Origin of the sequence: Methanoregula sp. PtaB.Bin085 (assembly GCF_002067035.1) — an archaeon.
Taxonomy (GTDB): Archaea; Halobacteriota; Methanomicrobia; order Methanomicrobiales; family Methanospirillaceae; genus Methanoregula.
In genome coordinates, this window is sequence record NZ_MVQB01000027.1 from 299,669 (window position 1) to 314,399 (window position 14,731).

The following is a 14,731-nucleotide window of genomic DNA, read 5'->3' on the forward strand; positions in this document are numbered from 1 at the left end:
AAAAAATTATTATAAGGTCAACATGCATATGTTGACATATGCTTCTGCCCACCAATGAAAAGCAGTTTGAGTTCTGGAAGCTGCGGCGCGGCGGTTCGTCCAACATCACAATAGCCAACCTGCTGGGCATTTCGCGGCAGGCAGTGTCCCGCGCTCTCCTTGTCATGGACGAGAAGATCGAGACCACCCTCCACGATATGGCTCAGGCAAACCAGATCGAGATCGACAAGATCAATGCGGAGCGGGGCGTTCTCATCGGCCGGTCCATTCCCTTCAATGCCGCCGCAATCATTTTTATTTCGGAAAAGCACGGGATCCAGGTCTGGTACGAGCACGACGGGAACTGCGGGTCGTGCCAGCGGTACACCGAATGCATCGAGCTCCTCTGGGACTATGCAACCGAACTCGGCATAAAAATTGAAAAAACCGCAGACCCGACGAAAATGGCAGAAGAACTGTTCGCGAAAGTGAAGGCGATAGTCTGATGACGCGGTTTACTGACGTCATACGGGGATGGTTCGGGTGGTGCCCGATGGATACCGCAGGGAGGCAGGAACCTGCCAAAAGTATTGCGGGAGAGCCCCATGACAGGGATACCGCAGGTGCCGGCCCGGTGGAACGGCGCACGGCGCTTTTTCTGTACCTCACCCTTGCAGTCGTGGGGCTGTCCTGGATCACCGGCATCGTTGCTCTGCCCTATCTCCCGGAGATTATCCCGGTCCACTGGAATATCTACGGGGAGCCCGACGGGTTTGCAGGGCGGCTTGCGGGAACCTTCGGCCTTCCCGCAATCATGACCCTTGTCGCGCTGCTCCTCGTTGTGCTGCCCCGCTTCGAACGAATGCGGGAGCAGTTTGAAGAATCCCGTGATATCTATACCATGGTCGTCTTCGCAGCAATGTGCCTGCTTCTTGGTATCCATATCACAGCGCTGCTCTCATCAGCAGGGTTGGACCTGCCGGTGGCAGTCGCCTTCCCGGTGCTGCTCGGATTCTTCTTCATCGTGATCGGCAGCCTCATGCCCTCGATCCGGAGAAATACCACCGTGGGATTCCGCCTGCCATGGACGGTGCGGGACGATACGGTCTGGAGGAGGACACACGAGCATGGCGGGCCGGTCTTTGTCATTGCCGGCATCCTGATCATCCTTGCAAGTACCGCTGCAGGGGCAGCGGCAATGCCGGTCGCGTTCGGGATCATTGTCATTGCCTGCGTGTATATCACTGTCTGGTCCTACCGGCTGGCACGCGCCGGAACAACGGAGGCAGCGGAATAATGACCACAAAACCGGGTGCATGGATACGGGACCGGCTTGGCTGGTGCCCGAATAATAGTATGGTCCGTTTCGGCAGGCCTGCAACACGGGATCCGGATTTCCCTGTACGGACTGCCGGCAGTCTCCCGGGCAGGACCGGCAGTTCAGGAGAGCCGGGCGCACCATCCCAGCGGACCTACGAGCATACCCAGACCGGGATGCTCCAGATCATCGCGGTTCTTGCAATCATCGTCATCATCCTTGTCATGACACTCCTCTTCGGGCCGCTTCTCATCCCTCTTGCGGTCCTGTTCCTCCTTGTTGTCACGGTGCTCTGCTTCGCGACACTGACCGTCACGATTGAAGACGATGCAGTGCGTATCCGCTTCGGACCCCTCGGTCTTGTCCGGAGGGAATGGCCGGTCCGGGACATCGTTGCAGTCTCCGAGGTCACGAATCCCTGGTACTATGGGTACGGGATCCGCTGGACGCCGCACGGGCCGCTCTATAATGTTTCCGGAAGCCATGCGATCGAGATCCTGCTCCTCTCTGGGAAAAAAGTCCGGATCGGCACTGATGAGCCGGAAGCGCTGGTGAGGGCTATCAGCCATGGAATCCGTTAACAGGAGAGATCTGCGGATACAAGGGGGAATCCGTGGATGGCCGGGGTGGTGCCTCTCTGCGCCTGCACGGCAAGCACGGATCCCGGAAATACCGGATCAGCGCTGCAACCCTGTCGAACCGGATCCGGGGTTGCCCCCTGCAGGAAAAAACCTGATTATGCCGGTTGTCATACCGTGCTGGATGACAGCAATATCCCTGCTCATTTTGATTTCTACCGGCTTTGTCGGCGGCAATGCCTGGTGGCCTGTCTTTGTCCTTATCGTGATCGTCATATTTACAATCATTCTTTGCCGGTCGCACCAGACCGGCATTCAGGATGAATCCCGATGATGCTTCAAAAGCTGTCGTTCCTCTGCCTGATGCTTGTGTTGGTAATTTTCGCAGCCGGTTGTACCGGCACAGACACTCAGTCATCCCCGGTTCCTGCGTCTCTGGCGATTTCTCCCGATCCACCCATTTTCAGGACAACCGGAGTTACCGTGTCTCTGCAGCCGTCAGCTGCCGCGGCAGCAGAAGCGGTACCGTCCCCGGTACCGGCCAGGATCTTCAGCGGCGAATACCGGTGGGCGGAGTACCGGATCAACAACACCATAACATTACCTCCCAATTCCCGCTACCAGTGGGAGTATGCGGCAAGGATCGAACGTTCGTATGAGGAGTGTAACGGAACTCCTGCAATCCATGAAAACGTGACCGTCACCGGTGATTACGGCGAATGGATTGGCAATGAGCTGGTCACTACAAAAAACGGTTTCCACGCCACGGAGAACATGTACTATGAGCGATCGACGAAACGTATCCTTGGCGGGACCTTCACCAGCTCCGGTGCCGGGAGGAATTACTTTTCCGAGACTGTTCCCGAAGATGTAGTATATCGCGGAGACCATGCCGGGGGGTGGCTGCTCATTTCCCCGTTTGAAGACCTGAACACCTCATTGTCTTATGATGGAAAGGATCCCGTCACCGTACCGGCAGGCACGTATCGGGATGCCCGTAAATATACCGGGAACTTCCGTAATCTGCCCCGCTACCCGATGACCTTCTGGGTAGCCGAAGACATTCCTGTGCCGGTCCAGTACCGGATCAGCAACCCGGATCTTGGAGGCGAGGATCCGGTCCAGACATTTGAACTGATTGCCTGGGGGTGAAACCACAGGGTTCCGGTTTTCCTGACATGCCGGACAGCCGTTTTTTTACCAAATCCATCTCTTTATCTGCGATGCCGGCAACCTGCTTTTCATGACACTGAACACGAAAACAACGCAGGAGATCAAAGCCGTCATTGACGAATACCTCCGCCTGTATAATGCAAAGGATGAGCGGGGAGTCCTTGCACTCTTCTCAAAAAATATTGCCGGTTTCGGCACTGCAAAAGACGAGATCGTCACGAACCACTCCCAGCTCAGGATGCTGATCCATTCAGATCTCAATCCTGCAAATGCCATACGGCTCGGCATCACGGTGCTCACGATGGGCGGAGAGGGGCCGGTCGCATGGGTCACCGGGCTCTGCACCTTCGGAGGCAGTATCGGCGGGAACCGGATCCACATGGACGGCCGGATGACGGCGGTTCTCGCGAACCATGGCGGCCGGTGGCTCTTTGAGCAGGTCCACTTCTCGGTACCGGGATGAGAGGAATCGGATCCGGACTGCCCTTCCCCTTCAGGTTCTTTTTTTACACATTCTCAGCCGGCAGCTCCGGCAGCCTGTCACGGAAGTACCAGAACACGAACGCGAGCGCGATGTAGAATACGGCAACGAACCACCCGAACTCCCCGAGCATCGCCTGGCCTGCATCGGTGGTGGTGGTCAGTACCGGATAAAACTGCTGGATAAAGTAGTTCCAGAAGCCATGGAAGAGGACGGCAACCCAGACGCTGCCGGACACCAGCCGGAGCCATGCCAGAATGAGCCCTGCGCCCATAACAGACGGGATGAAGACGGCCAGAGAATACCAGATCGATCCGGTTCCATGGTAGGTACCAAAGAACATCATCGGGAAATGCCACGAGGTCCATACTGCAGCGGATAGCAGGGCCAGCTCAGTAAATCCCATGAACCGGGCAAGTTCCGGCACGAGGAAACCCCGCCAGCCGAACTCCTCGCCTGCAGCTGCGAAACAGTTGAAGGCAATGGCAAGGAAAAAACCGGGGATAAAGGAAACCGCGAAGATGAGGGGGATGTTTGCCGTATTCACCGGGGCGATGCCGGTGAGCCATGCAGTACCGAACATGATGAGGCCGGCAATAACCGGAAGGCCGATGCCCGCGGCAATCCAGACCGGTTTTTTCAGGCCGGTGCCAAACCCCTTCAGGTTGCGCTGGAAATACAGCCGGGTGCTCACCGCCGCAAGCGCCGGGCACCACATAGCACCCACCGCATAGATCATCAGGAGGGTTGCGTTCTCCTTTACCAGAGCCGTCTGCGAGGTCAGGTACCAGAATACCGATGAAAAGAGGAACGTCAGGATCACAAAGGTGATGACCATGATCTTCGGGTTCGTTGCCGTGTGGGATGTACCCTCTGGGTGCCGTGATGCGGGCTTTGCCATAGAATGATTTCATGCCGTAATAAGGTATAATCCCATCTTTCTGCCCGTGGCGGTATCGGAAATATCCGGGCGGGAAGCATAATAAAAAGTGATTGTTACGGACTCCCGGTTCCGGATACACCAGTAATCCCGAGGCGCTGGTAGAACGCCGCTGTTCCGGGCTCATGGCCGAGGAAACGCTCCAGAAGCACGCCACCGTCATGCATATTCCCCTGCGAGAGGATCTGGTTCCTGAGCCGCATCCCTGTGGTCTGGTTCGTCATGCCGTCACGCCGGAACTCATCCGCAATCTCGAGCGCGTATACCTTGGACCAGAGATACCCGTAATACCCGGCATCGTAGCCGCTCATAAGGTGTACGAACGATGCCGGCTGGTGGATTCCTTCGGGCTGGGAAATTCCCGTTACCTCGCTGTAGATGCGGCGGGAGACCGCGGTGACATCGACGGGCCCGTCGGCCGTATGGTATTCCATGTCTTCGAGCGAGTTAGCCAGGATGCGGCCGTAATACTGCCCGATACCGGCATCCCGACCCGCGATGACGCGGTCGCGGAGTTCCGGCGGGAGCTTCTTTGAGGAGTTGGTATAGTGGCTCGACAGGGAGTCAAGCACCACCGGATCCCAGGCCCATTCCTCGAGTGTCTGCGACGGGGTTTCGACGAAGTCGAGCTCGGTACTGAACCCGGACCAGGTGCCGTACGGGACGGTGGTCAGGAGGTAGTGCATCGCATGCCCGCCCTCATGGAAGAGCGTCTCGATATCATCCATGGTCAGCAGGCCGGGTTTGTCCCCCTGCGGGGCGGGGAAGTTGCCGATAATGGCAGTGACCGGGACCGACCATGCGCCGTCCTTCATCCGCCCGCTGATGAGCGGGAACGTGGCAAAGTGCCCGTACTTGCCCTCGCGGGGATAGAGATCAAGATACAGGTAACCAACGGTCTCTCCGCCAGTCGCGTTGAGTGCACGGTACAGCCGGACATCCGGAGACCAGACGGGTGCACCCGTGACCTCCTCGAAACGGATGCCAAAAAGCTTGCCGTAGATCCCGAAGATTCCCTGCACGGTACTGTCCGCCGGGAAATACTCTTTCACCGCATTCTCATCGTAATCGAACTTCCGGAGTTTCTGGATCTCCTCCAGGTATGATACATCCCACGGATCAACGGATGTTGCCAGGGGATCGGTCTCCTTTTTAAAGAGCAGGAGTTCTGCATCCTCAACCCGGCACTTTTCCTTCAGCGGCTCTCTGATGGTCCCCAGAAAAGCCATGACCCGGCTGCTGTTCTGTGCCATCCGTCCGTCGGTCCGGTAATCAGCCCATGTCCGGTACCCGAGTTCCTTTGCAATGGACTGGCGCAGGAGGATTGCCTGCTCCAGGATCGCAGTATTCTCCACTGCCTGCCGGTTATTGTACGCCATGTACATCATTTTCCGCGTTGTGTTCAGGCTGGCATACTTCATTACAGCAATATAGTCGGGATACTTTGTCGTGACCCTGTACGTGCCGTCCGGCAACTCCGTAAACGTACCGAGCGTGCCGGCCGGGACCCCGGCCAGTTCCGTTGCCGTAAACACGAGCGTGGTGTTGTCGTTGTTGAGGTTGGCGGAGAACCGGGATTCAAGCCCGCTCAGCTCGTCATTCATCTTCCGGACCTTTTCCAGCCGTTCATCAGGAAGCTTCAGACCGTTCCTCTCGAATTCCCGCAGGGTAAGATTGAACAGCCGGGCCTCTGCAGGCGTGCGGGGAGATACTGTCCGCAGCGCATCGTACAGGCCGCGTCTCGAATAGATATCGTTCATGAATACCGCGGAGGATTCCTCGACAGCCATTCCCTCGGCGGAGACCTGCGGGTCGGGATAGACATATCCCATCAGCGTGAGCGGCCAGATCGCACCCGTGTAATCGGTCATTGCCGTGTCGAAAGCAAGGAGGGTATTTTCGAACGTGCGCTCACCAGGGGGCAGAGCTGCGATCTTGTTGAAGGAGGCGTTTGCATGCTCCTGTGCGGATGTTGCCAGGAGGGGGATTTCACCCGGCGTGTACTGGGCCCGGAGCGGGACCATCGGATCCTGCGATGCACCGGTCGCTGGATTTTGCGGCGACCGGGACGGATTGCTTCCGAGGCACCCGGCAGTTGCGAGGAAGAGAATTAACAGGATAATTCCACCGGCTATGCACCGGATTTTTCTGTCATGACGGGAGAACATGGGGCTTCAGCGATCAGATAGGATGCAGGTACTGATAAAGAAGCCCGGCATGGCATCATCTCCCTGAGCAATCCTTTTTCCTTAAGGGGATATTTCCCCATACTAATGGCCTCTCCTTGAAATGTCACCATGAAAAGCCGGGCTGCATGGCGCTCATGGCTTACAGGGAACCATGATAAAAGAAAGGAGATCTGGCTCGTTCAAACAAAAAAACGAGCAAAATCCCCTCTGGTTCGTACGATGAGGCCGTGGAGGAGGTGATCTGTTCCGGCTGAATTGACGGGCAGGTCCGTGCCGTCGATAATGACCGGTACCTGCAGCGGTACTCACCATGAACGATAAAGAGCCGCTGGTCGAAGATGAACATCTCCCGAGAAAAAGGATAATCGCGGCAGGTCTGGTGACCGGTGGGGGCAGGACAGTGTTCGAAGGAGCCATGCAGGAGGATCGGACTGTTCCGTCGCAGGAGAGCTGTTCTGTTCCGGCCGAACTGGCAGCCGCCCTTGAATCAAATCCCGTGGCAGCAGAGAATTCTGAGAACATGACTGCGACCCACCATCTGATGTATGCTGCCCGGGTGAGCTCTGCCAAAAAGCCTGAAACACGACAGAAAAGGACAGAGCGGAGTATTGGTTCCTCATGGAGAACAACCGGCTCGTGGATGTCTTCGGGATCAGGAAAAAGGAATGATGAGGTGACAGGTATTTCATGGATCGATATTATCAAAAAGGTTACCGCAGTAACTCCCGGCCTATCAGGTACGCCCGGTCCATGAACTCCTTCTTCGTTTCGACCGCCGGCTTATTCCCGGCATCGAGATCATAGCCGACCATGTACTCTTTTACCAAAAGTCCGGAAAGTCCCACGGCGAACATGAACGAGTCAATCCCGGGCCGGAACAGCCGGGCATCCGGCTGGTTCTGCGTGAAGATGAACGAAACCTTCTTTCCTGCAGGCATCTTCGGGGTCAGGTCCATCCCGATGTACGGGAACATCCGGTCGAGCCATGCCTTGGCCTGCGCGGTAACGCCGCCGAAATAGATGGGTGACGCCACGATCATCCCGTCACATTCCTTCATCAGCGTATGGATCTTCTGCATATCGTCCTTCACCGCACATTCTGCAACATCGTTCTTCTTGCACCAGTAGCAGGCCTGGCAGCCTTTGATCTTCAGGTCATTCAGGAATATGGTCGCGACATCGACGCCCTGTTCTTTCAGCGCCTTTTCTGCTTCTGCAGCCAAGATTGCCGTGCTGCCGTTCTTCCGGGGGCTCCCGATCAGGATGGTTGCTTTTTTCATGGCTGATATTCCCCCTTCCTGTTACCGGACCCAGGTCACGTTTGCCGGGTGTTTGTCGTGAACCCCGGGATTCTCCTCCGGGTATCCGAAGACAATCGTACCGACCGGGCTGTATCCTTCCGGAATCCGGAACCCGGCCATGAGCTCCCTGTTCCCGTACGCTACTTCCGTCGAGCCTATCCAGCAGCTGCCGATACCGAGAGCATGGGCGGCAAGCATCATGTTCTCAGCGGCGAGCGAGCAGTCAATCTCCCGGAACCGGCTGCCGGTCTTCCCGACAACCATGATGACGGTCGGGGCATCGTAGTAGATCGAGTATCCCGGGCTCTCCAGCAGCTGCCGGAACGCGTCCGACATCCCGTTGTGTGCGTCCTTCATGAGCGAGATCATGATCGGCCTGACATAGTCCGAGACCTCTCGCAAGAAGTTCTGGTCCTGCACGACAACGAATGCCCACGGCTGGAGCGCGAGCGCCGACGGGGCATAGGTCCCGGCCTTCAGGATCTTTTCAATAACAGCATCGGGAATCTGCTTCTTCCCGAACTTCCGGACACTGCGGCGTGTCATGATTGCTTCGAGTGCTTCCATAATGGTTTACCTCCCTTGTTCTGGTTCATCATGGGTTCTTCAGTCATACAACTCGTCATCTTCAGGGGATTCCGTTCGATATCATCCCACCCACCGCACTTTCTGCGTCAGGTCAGCATCGATACGGGCCGGAGCCCGGGGGATCTTCTCCGGGTACCCGAGCGGCGTCACCGCGACAATCTCCCTGTCATCAGGGATAGCGAGGATCCTTCGCAGGGCGGATTCATCGCGGAGCGGGCCGGTCATCCAGCAGGTTCCAAGACCGAGGGCGGTTGCCGCGATGAGGAGGTTCTCCATCGCTGCGCTCGCACTCTCGAGGTCCGCTTTCCGGAAATTCGGCTTTTCGTCAATGGGGATCAGGACCACGATGACAACCGGTGCCCCTCCGTACGTCTCGGCAAACCGGGTGAACCCCTCCCGTGTTATGAAGTCCCGCATGGGGGACTGGTCCCAGTGCGAGAGGTACTCATCAAGCGTGGACCGGTAATTCGCACCCATTTCAAAGATCTTCTCCCCGGTAACGACAACGAACTCCCATGGCTGCCGGTTAAGGCCGGAAGGTGCCCTGTTGGCCGCATCAAGGACCGCAAGGATATCCTCGCGGTTGACCGGGTCGGGGAGATACTGGCGGATCGCCCGTCGCTTCTGAATCGCTTCAAGAACATCCATTGCGTATCACGCCGTATCAGCAGTTTTTGTGAGCCGCACGCCAAGTTGATAGGCACGCCTGCAGTCCTGCGGGAAGACCTCGCGCTGCCGCTTTCTCCGCTCTTCAGGGTCACAGTAACTGAAGACCACCTTGTCGTAATCCTCGAACTGGAGCGTCTCGTTGCAGATGAAGGATTCGGCATGGCCAAACATCATCTTCAGGGCGTTTGCACTCGCCTTAATATGCCAGCCCAGCCGCTCTTTCATCATCTGCTCGGTGACATTCATCGTATAGACAAACGCTGTGCGGAGTGCCGGGGCAAGAGAGTGCGGAGGGGGCGAGTACACCAGGTCCGGGAAGAAGAGCCGTTCCATAAATGACCGCATCTCCCCGGTCACGATACCGAAATCGATCGGTGAACCGAGGATCAGGACATCGCTTGCCCGGATCTTTTCAAGAACGGGGGAGAGACCGTCCTTCATGGCGCACTTGCCGTAACTCTTACCGTCTTTGAGCTTGCAGGCAAAACAGCTGCTGCAGCCCTTGTAGTCGAGGTTGTAGAGATGGATGAGTTCCGTCTCCGCTCCCTGCGATTCTGCCCCTTTGAGGGCATGTTCGAGCAGCGTTGCGGTATTCCACGTCTTCCGCGGGCTTCCGTTGATTGCAATGACGTTCACGCTATCATTTCCTTTCCCCGGGGGTTCCTTTACGCCCACGTTACCTTCAGCGGTTTCCGGCGCGGGATCCCGAAAATCTTGTGCTGCGGGTAACCGAACATCATCGCATACGCGCACTTCCTCCCTGCAGGGATCCCGAGCGCCTCCTGCAACGGCCTGTACTGCGAGGCAGCCATTGCGACGAATCCCGCCCAGCACGTCCCGACGCCGAAAGACGGTGCTGCAATATCGAAATGGGTCATGGCGATGATCGCATCGGTCTGGGCCATCGGATTCCCATCCGGTATTGTGGCAACGAGAAGATGGGGGGCGCCCCGGCAGATGACATCACTGCCAGCCTCCCAGGCACCGATGAGGAGCGGGATGTAGCCATTCATGGGATGATCGGTGTTCCGGAGCGTCTTCATCCATTCGATGGTCAGACCGGCAACCTTCCGGACCTTATTCGGATCATGGATGACAACCCATTCCATTGGCTGCCCGTTCCCCGCCGATGCCGCGTACCGGGCGATATCGAGGACTTCGAGTATCTTCTCTTTCGGCACCGGATCCTTTGTATAGCGCCGGACGGACCGGCGTTTTTTCAGGTAGAATCCCATCTCCTCCGGTGCGATGGTTCCCGCACCAGCAGGGAGACGTTGTTTCTCGTCCGGGCGGTCGTTGAAGATGAGAGCCTGGGACGGGCAGCAGGCCTCGCAGTGCCCGCACCCGATGCACATTCCCTCGTTTGCTTTGTTCACCTTCGGCAGGGTGTTCTCGTCAGCGGGGTCGATGACCCCCATCACGCAGACGCTGGAGCAGATCCCGCACCGGGTGCAGAGATCCTGGTCGACAAGTATCGAAGTCATGCTTTCATTCCTGTTTCTTCATCTTATTCATCCGTTCATCGGGCACTTCCGGTTTTTATGCGGGCAGCGGGTGACGGATGAAATGTTTCAGAAGCTGTGCCATGGTCTTCCCGAGATGCCGTGCACGGTCCATCCCCTCTTCGTCCTTTTCGACATCGCCAATATCCCGGCCGATACCGATAACGGGAAGGCCAGGGACGATCATGTCGTTTGCAAGAAGGAAGTGGAGCATGGAATCCGCCGTGCGGCTTGCCCCGGCCCTCCTGACCGCGACCGTCACGTTCCCGACCTTGTGTTTCAGGGGGTGGCCGTTGGCATACGAGACAAACCCGGCCCGGTCGATGAGCGCCTTCATCTCTGCGGTGATATCGAGGAAATAGACAGGGGAGCCAAGAATGATGCCATCCGCTTCCCGCATCTTCCGGATACACAAATTGACAATGTCGTCGTCGATGACGCACTTCCCGTCCCGGTTCTCAAAGCACTTCATGCAGGCGAGACAGCCGTGAACCTTCTTCCCCCCGATCTGGATAGTCTCTGTCTCTATGCCCTTCTTTTCCATCTCTGCAAGGATGGTCCGGATAAGGACAGATGTGTTGCCATCCTTCCGCGGGCTCCCGTTGATTGCGAGGACTTTTGTCATGGCATCAGCTCTTTATCAGTTTCCTGCCGGCACTCCACGCATTCCCGGCATGCTTCCCGAGCGTCCAGTAGCGGTTGTCGGGCATGGTCAGGAAGAGAGGGTCGATCTCGGGGAAGTCGGGTTTCCTGTCCTTGATGACACGCCCGTCAGCATACGCACCAACAATCTCACCGATATACAGGCTGTTGGTAGGGAGGGTGACCTTCTGCACAAGCCGGCATTCGAGCGTGACCGGGCACTCCTGTATCATCGGAGCGGTTTTCAGGGTGCCATAAAAGAGATCGAAGATCTTTGATTTGTCGGCTTTCCTTCCTGATACGAGCCCGCAGTAATCGGTCTTCTCGAGAAGAGCCGACGACGGGATATTCACGGAAAATGTCTTGGTCTCAGCAATCCCTTTCTGAGTATAGTGATTGTTGTTGATCCCGCATACGATCATCGGCGGATTCGCGTTCGCCCGGGTACACCATCCCACAGTCATGAAATTTGCTTTTCCTTCAACCTGCGTCCCGACGAGAACGACGGGCATCGGAATGAAAAAGTTCTGTCCGATTGGATTCTTCTCCATGTATCATCTCCCCGCACGGTGTGCGGCATGACGGGACAGAAAGCCATATACAGGCGGAATACAAACTATTCTTCTGTAAGGGCAATCTGAACCATTGGATTAGAATCAGCCTTAACTGATTATATAGCAAATACGGTAAAAAAAGAAATATACTTTCATTGAGGTAACCATGACATACACGAAGAACGGCAAGACCTTCCACTGCCCGGTTGAGGCTGCCCTGGATGTAATCGGAGGCAAATGGAAACCCCTTATCCTCTGGGCACTGAGGGACAATGTCATGCGCTTTGGCGAGTTGCAGAAGCAGCTGCCGGGGGTTAACACCAAGATGCTCACGAAGCAGCTTCGTGAACTTGAAGAGGACGGCGTGATCAGCCGGAAAGTATACCCGGAGGTCCCGCCGCGGGTTGAATACGCTATTACAGATTTCGGGAGGACGCTGATCCCGATTCTCGAAGCGCTCTGCAACTGGGGCGCAGAATATCTCGGAGTAAACAATGAAACCGCGCACCAGTGTCCGACTAAGTCTGCGAAGAAGAAAAAATAACATCCTCTCCGAAATTTTTCGGATACCCGCAGAAAACGTCACGGGTTTTCAAAAAAACGCATTTCATCCAACAGATTGCCGTCGGCCGCTGATGAGTTATACTGATTCTATCCTGTAACCCCGGAGTTTGTCGTTCTAACCATTCCCGGCGCGGGAATATATTATCCGGGCATTCCAGAAATCCACTATCAGCCTGCATGCTCCTGTCCTGCATGCTCAGTACCCCGGGGAGGGGATTCATATGAACCGATCGAAAAGGATAGCTGCATTTTTCCTCACTATGCTGTTCCTGTACGTCCCGGCAGCACCTGCTGCCGCAGTACCTGACGGAAGTATTGGGACATCACACTGGGTTACCGGTTATTATGCCGGGTACCAGCGGGATATGCTCCCGCCGGAGAACATCGACTGGAACGGCCTGACCCATATCGCCATGGGTGCGGTGACCGCAAATGCCGATGGCACACTCAATACCGATTTCTATATTGATGATACCAATGGCCCGGCTCTCGCCCGGCAGATCTCGACACTTGCACACCAGCATAATAAAAAGGCCATCCTGATGCTGGGCGGAGCGCAGAACGGTGCAGCAATTAATTCCGCCGTGAAGAATCACCGCGCTGTCTTCATCGCCAATATCGTCAGCACCATGAACGATCTCGGCTATGATGGCGTAGACCTCGACTGGGAGGACGACGTCGACCTCGTCCTGTTCGAGACCTTTGCAAAGGAGCTCCGGCAGGCCGTACCGGGAAAGATCATCACCCTGCCGGGGGGTGCGATCAATGGTAACTACATGACGGTGGATCCCCGGCTGGTGAAGGTGGTACAATACGTTGACCAGTTCAACCTCATGACATACTACCCGTCAACAGCCTGGGCCGGCGACGGCTGGGATTCATGGCACAACTGCCCGCTGAAAGGCGCCAAGGGCAGCACGCCGGTCTCCATTGAGGATTCCTTCGCGCGGTATAATGCATCCGGTATTCCGAAAGAGAAGATGGGAATGGGAGTAGGGTTCTATGCCATCGGGTACAAGGGCGGCATAACTGGCCCGAACCAGCCGACAAGTCCGGGCGATATCGTTGGTGGCGACAACGCATACCCGCTTTCGAGACTATTCGGAGCCGGCGGGGCATTCGACCGGCAATACCGCCAGTGGGACAGCGCTGCAGCCGAACCCTACCTCAGCCTGCCGCAGCCGGACAGCTTCGGGGCGAGATACGTGTCGTTCGAAGACGAAGAGTCGCTGATCGCCAAGGGGGAATTTGCCCGGCAGAACGGGTACGGGGGGATCATCATCTGGACCATCAACCAGGGGTATGTTGCATCCCATGCCGATCCCAATTTCCTGATGGAAGCGCTCAGGACCGGGTTCATCGAGCCCGGTGCTGCAAGAACCGTGGCGGTGTCTGTTGACCCGCCGTCATCATACGTAATCTCCGGAAATACGGCCATGTTCAGGGCACTGGTCACCGGTACGGATACCAAAGGGGTCCTGTGGACCGTGCAGGAGCCTGGCGGTGGATCGATCAGCTCTTCGGGAATCTATACCGCACCCGCAACCGTTCCCGCCGGGACAACCGCCACGTACCATATCATTGCAACAAGCGCCGCAGACCCTGCAAAAACTGCCACGGCTGCCGTTACGGTCGGCGATGCCCGGACCCTTGCATGGGATCCCGGCCTGCACCGCATGAACTGTGCCGAGTGGTGGATGGAAGTGTTTGCGGACGACCTGAATATCACCACCATCGACGTTGAACATGATGGCGTACTGACACGGATGGACCTTCAGGATTACACCTACCATGGAAAGCCCGTCTTCACGGCAAACATCCGGGTAGCAGCAGGGGACACCGTCATCTACCATGCCACGGCAAGGGATGGGCGGAAAGCATCGACGGTTCCGATAACCTTCACCTATACGACCAGCGGGCAGATCCTCGACTGCCCCGTACCGGCGATAACGCCGGAGGTAGTGACTATTCCGGGGATGGCTGCCCTGCCTTCCGATCCGGATAATGACGGGAAATATGAGGACCTGAACGCGAACGGCAGGCTGGACTTTGCCGATGTCGTCCTCTACTTTGATCAGATGGACTGGATCGCCGCAAACGAGCCTGTCGCCGCTTTTGACATGAACGGGAACATCAGGATCGATTTCGATGATATTGTCGGGTTGTATAACGAGATCTGAAAAACCGCGGAAAGTTGTATGAGACTGGCGTGCTTCTTCTGAAATCTGATACGGGCCGGCCTGACGACACGTT

18 protein-coding genes are annotated in these 14,731 nt (G+C 56.6%); 9 read left to right on the forward strand and 9 right to left on the reverse strand.

The window, feature by feature from the left end:
• Window positions 1–38: 38 nt before the first annotated feature.
• The 6 genes from A4E33_RS06645 to A4E33_RS06670 all read left to right on the forward strand — a co-directional run bounded on the left by A4E33_RS06645 (window position 39) and on the right by A4E33_RS06670 (window position 3,511).
• Window positions 39–485 (forward strand): hypothetical protein, encoded by a 447-nt coding sequence (locus tag A4E33_RS06645; RefSeq protein ID WP_292346903.1) that lies wholly within the window; start codon window positions 39–41, stop codon window positions 483–485.
• Window positions 485–1,276, forward strand: a complete 792-nt coding sequence (locus tag A4E33_RS06650; RefSeq protein WP_292346904.1) for an SdpI family protein — start codon at window positions 485–487, stop codon at window positions 1,274–1,276. The genes A4E33_RS06645 and A4E33_RS06650 overlap by 1 nt, the downstream gene beginning before the upstream one ends.
• Window positions 1,276–1,878 carry a hypothetical protein gene (locus tag A4E33_RS06655; RefSeq protein WP_292346905.1) on the forward strand — a complete coding sequence of 201 codons (603 nt, stop codon included), beginning with the start codon at window positions 1,276–1,278 and terminating at the stop codon, window positions 1,876–1,878. Before A4E33_RS06650 ends, A4E33_RS06655 begins: the two co-directional genes overlap by 1 nt.
• 181 nt (window positions 1,879–2,059) lie before the next feature.
• Entirely contained in the window at window positions 2,060–2,209 is a 150-nt protein-coding gene (locus A4E33_RS06660; protein WP_292346906.1) for a hypothetical protein, read from the forward strand.
• A 149-nt stretch (window positions 2,210–2,358) separates the two neighbouring features.
• Complete coding sequence (locus A4E33_RS06665; protein ID WP_292346907.1) at window positions 2,359–3,027, forward strand: hypothetical protein; 669 nt, start codon at window positions 2,359–2,361, stop codon at window positions 3,025–3,027.
• 91 nt (window positions 3,028–3,118) lie between these two features.
• Window positions 3,119–3,511, forward strand: a complete 393-nt coding sequence (locus tag A4E33_RS06670; protein WP_292346908.1) for a nuclear transport factor 2 family protein — start codon at window positions 3,119–3,121, stop codon at window positions 3,509–3,511.
• A 43-nt stretch (window positions 3,512–3,554) separates the two neighbouring features.
• Here A4E33_RS06670 and A4E33_RS06675 read toward each other — a convergent pair whose 3' ends face one another.
• Both A4E33_RS06675 and A4E33_RS06680 read right to left on the reverse strand, forming a co-directional pair.
• Window positions 3,555–4,430: a CPBP family intramembrane glutamic endopeptidase gene (locus tag A4E33_RS06675; protein WP_292346909.1), complete on the reverse strand. Its 876-nt coding sequence runs from the start codon at window positions 4,428–4,430 to the stop codon at window positions 3,555–3,557.
• A gap of 95 nt (window positions 4,431–4,525) precedes the next feature.
• Window positions 4,526–6,493: a M3 family metallopeptidase gene (locus A4E33_RS06680; protein WP_292346910.1), complete on the reverse strand. Its 1,968-nt coding sequence runs from the start codon at window positions 6,491–6,493 to the stop codon at window positions 4,526–4,528.
• 475 nt (window positions 6,494–6,968) lie between these two features.
• Between A4E33_RS06680 and A4E33_RS06685 the strand changes: the two genes are divergently transcribed.
• Window positions 6,969–7,412, forward strand: coding sequence for a YdeI family protein (locus A4E33_RS06685; protein WP_292346911.1), 444 nt, complete (start codon window positions 6,969–6,971; stop codon window positions 7,410–7,412).
• Here A4E33_RS06685 and A4E33_RS06690 read toward each other — a convergent pair.
• From A4E33_RS06690 to A4E33_RS06720, 7 genes are all read right to left on the reverse strand, one after another.
• Window positions 7,369–7,938, reverse strand: a complete 570-nt coding sequence (locus A4E33_RS06690) for a flavodoxin family protein (protein WP_292346912.1) — start codon at window positions 7,936–7,938, stop codon at window positions 7,369–7,371. The two genes, A4E33_RS06685 and A4E33_RS06690, sit on opposite strands and share 44 nt — an antisense overlap.
• A 21-nt stretch (window positions 7,939–7,959) precedes the next feature.
• Window positions 7,960–8,526: a nitroreductase family protein gene (locus A4E33_RS06695; RefSeq protein WP_292346913.1), complete on the reverse strand. Its 567-nt coding sequence runs from the start codon at window positions 8,524–8,526 to the stop codon at window positions 7,960–7,962.
• A gap of 81 nt (window positions 8,527–8,607) precedes the next feature.
• Window positions 8,608–9,195 (reverse strand): nitroreductase family protein, encoded by a 588-nt coding sequence (locus tag A4E33_RS06700; protein ID WP_292346914.1) that lies wholly within the window; start codon window positions 9,193–9,195, stop codon window positions 8,608–8,610.
• 6 nt (window positions 9,196–9,201) lie between these two features.
• Window positions 9,202–9,852 (reverse strand): flavodoxin family protein, encoded by a 651-nt coding sequence (locus tag A4E33_RS06705; RefSeq protein ID WP_292346915.1) that lies wholly within the window; start codon window positions 9,850–9,852, stop codon window positions 9,202–9,204.
• 29 nt (window positions 9,853–9,881) lie between these two features.
• Window positions 9,882–10,700 (reverse strand): nitroreductase family protein, encoded by an 819-nt coding sequence (locus A4E33_RS06710; protein ID WP_292346916.1) that lies wholly within the window; start codon window positions 10,698–10,700, stop codon window positions 9,882–9,884.
• A gap of 55 nt (window positions 10,701–10,755) precedes the next feature.
• A complete protein-coding gene (locus tag A4E33_RS06715; protein WP_292346917.1) occupies window positions 10,756–11,343 on the reverse strand; it encodes a flavodoxin family protein in 588 nt (195 codons plus the stop codon).
• A 4-nt stretch (window positions 11,344–11,347) separates the two neighbouring features.
• On the reverse strand, window positions 11,348–11,911 hold the full coding sequence (locus tag A4E33_RS06720; protein ID WP_292346918.1) for a flavin reductase family protein: 564 nt from the start codon (window positions 11,909–11,911) through the stop codon (window positions 11,348–11,350).
• A 169-nt stretch (window positions 11,912–12,080) separates the two neighbouring features.
• On the opposite strand from A4E33_RS06720, the gene A4E33_RS06725 reads away from it, so the two are divergent.
• Complete coding sequence (locus tag A4E33_RS06725) at window positions 12,081–12,458, forward strand: helix-turn-helix domain-containing protein (protein ID WP_292346919.1); 378 nt, start codon at window positions 12,081–12,083, stop codon at window positions 12,456–12,458.
• 241 nt (window positions 12,459–12,699) lie between these two features.
• On the forward strand, window positions 12,700–14,658 hold the full coding sequence (locus A4E33_RS06730) for a glycosyl hydrolase family 18 protein (RefSeq protein WP_292346920.1): 1,959 nt from the start codon (window positions 12,700–12,702) through the stop codon (window positions 14,656–14,658).
• Window positions 14,659–14,731 lie beyond the last annotated feature (73 nt).

Bases quoted from the DNA above. Each gene is read 5' to 3' on its own strand.
- A4E33_RS06655 (WP_292346905.1), top strand. From the start codon at position 1,276: ATGACCACAAAACCGGGTGCATGGATACGGGACCGGCTTGGCTGGTGC.
- A4E33_RS06690 (WP_292346912.1), bottom strand. From the start codon at position 7,938: ATGAAAAAAGCAACCATCCTGATCGGGAGCCCCCGGAAGAACGGCAGC.
- A4E33_RS06715 (WP_292346917.1), bottom strand. From the start codon at position 11,343: ATGACAAAAGTCCTCGCAATCAACGGGAGCCCGCGGAAGGATGGCAAC.
- A4E33_RS06720 (WP_292346918.1), bottom strand. From the start codon at position 11,911: ATGGAGAAGAATCCAATCGGACAGAACTTTTTCATTCCGATGCCCGTC.
- A4E33_RS06645 (WP_292346903.1), top strand. From the start codon at position 39: ATGCTTCTGCCCACCAATGAAAAGCAGTTTGAGTTCTGGAAGCTGCGG.
- A4E33_RS06725 (WP_292346919.1), top strand. From the start codon at position 12,081: ATGACATACACGAAGAACGGCAAGACCTTCCACTGCCCGGTTGAGGCT.
- A4E33_RS06685 (WP_292346911.1), top strand. From the start codon at position 6,969: ATGAACGATAAAGAGCCGCTGGTCGAAGATGAACATCTCCCGAGAAAA.
- A4E33_RS06650 (WP_292346904.1), top strand. From the start codon at position 485: ATGACGCGGTTTACTGACGTCATACGGGGATGGTTCGGGTGGTGCCCG.
- A4E33_RS06680 (WP_292346910.1), bottom strand. From the start codon at position 6,493: ATGGTCCCGCTCCGGGCCCAGTACACGCCGGGTGAAATCCCCCTCCTG.
- A4E33_RS06710 (WP_292346916.1), bottom strand. From the start codon at position 10,700: ATGACTTCGATACTTGTCGACCAGGATCTCTGCACCCGGTGCGGGATC.
- A4E33_RS06670 (WP_292346908.1), top strand. From the start codon at position 3,119: ATGACACTGAACACGAAAACAACGCAGGAGATCAAAGCCGTCATTGAC.
- A4E33_RS06730 (WP_292346920.1), top strand. From the start codon at position 12,700: ATGAACCGATCGAAAAGGATAGCTGCATTTTTCCTCACTATGCTGTTC.
- A4E33_RS06660 (WP_292346906.1), top strand. From the start codon at position 2,060: ATGACAGCAATATCCCTGCTCATTTTGATTTCTACCGGCTTTGTCGGC.
- A4E33_RS06675 (WP_292346909.1), bottom strand. From the start codon at position 4,430: ATGGCAAAGCCCGCATCACGGCACCCAGAGGGTACATCCCACACGGCA.
- A4E33_RS06695 (WP_292346913.1), bottom strand. From the start codon at position 8,526: ATGGAAGCACTCGAAGCAATCATGACACGCCGCAGTGTCCGGAAGTTC.
- A4E33_RS06700 (WP_292346914.1), bottom strand. From the start codon at position 9,195: ATGGATGTTCTTGAAGCGATTCAGAAGCGACGGGCGATCCGCCAGTAT.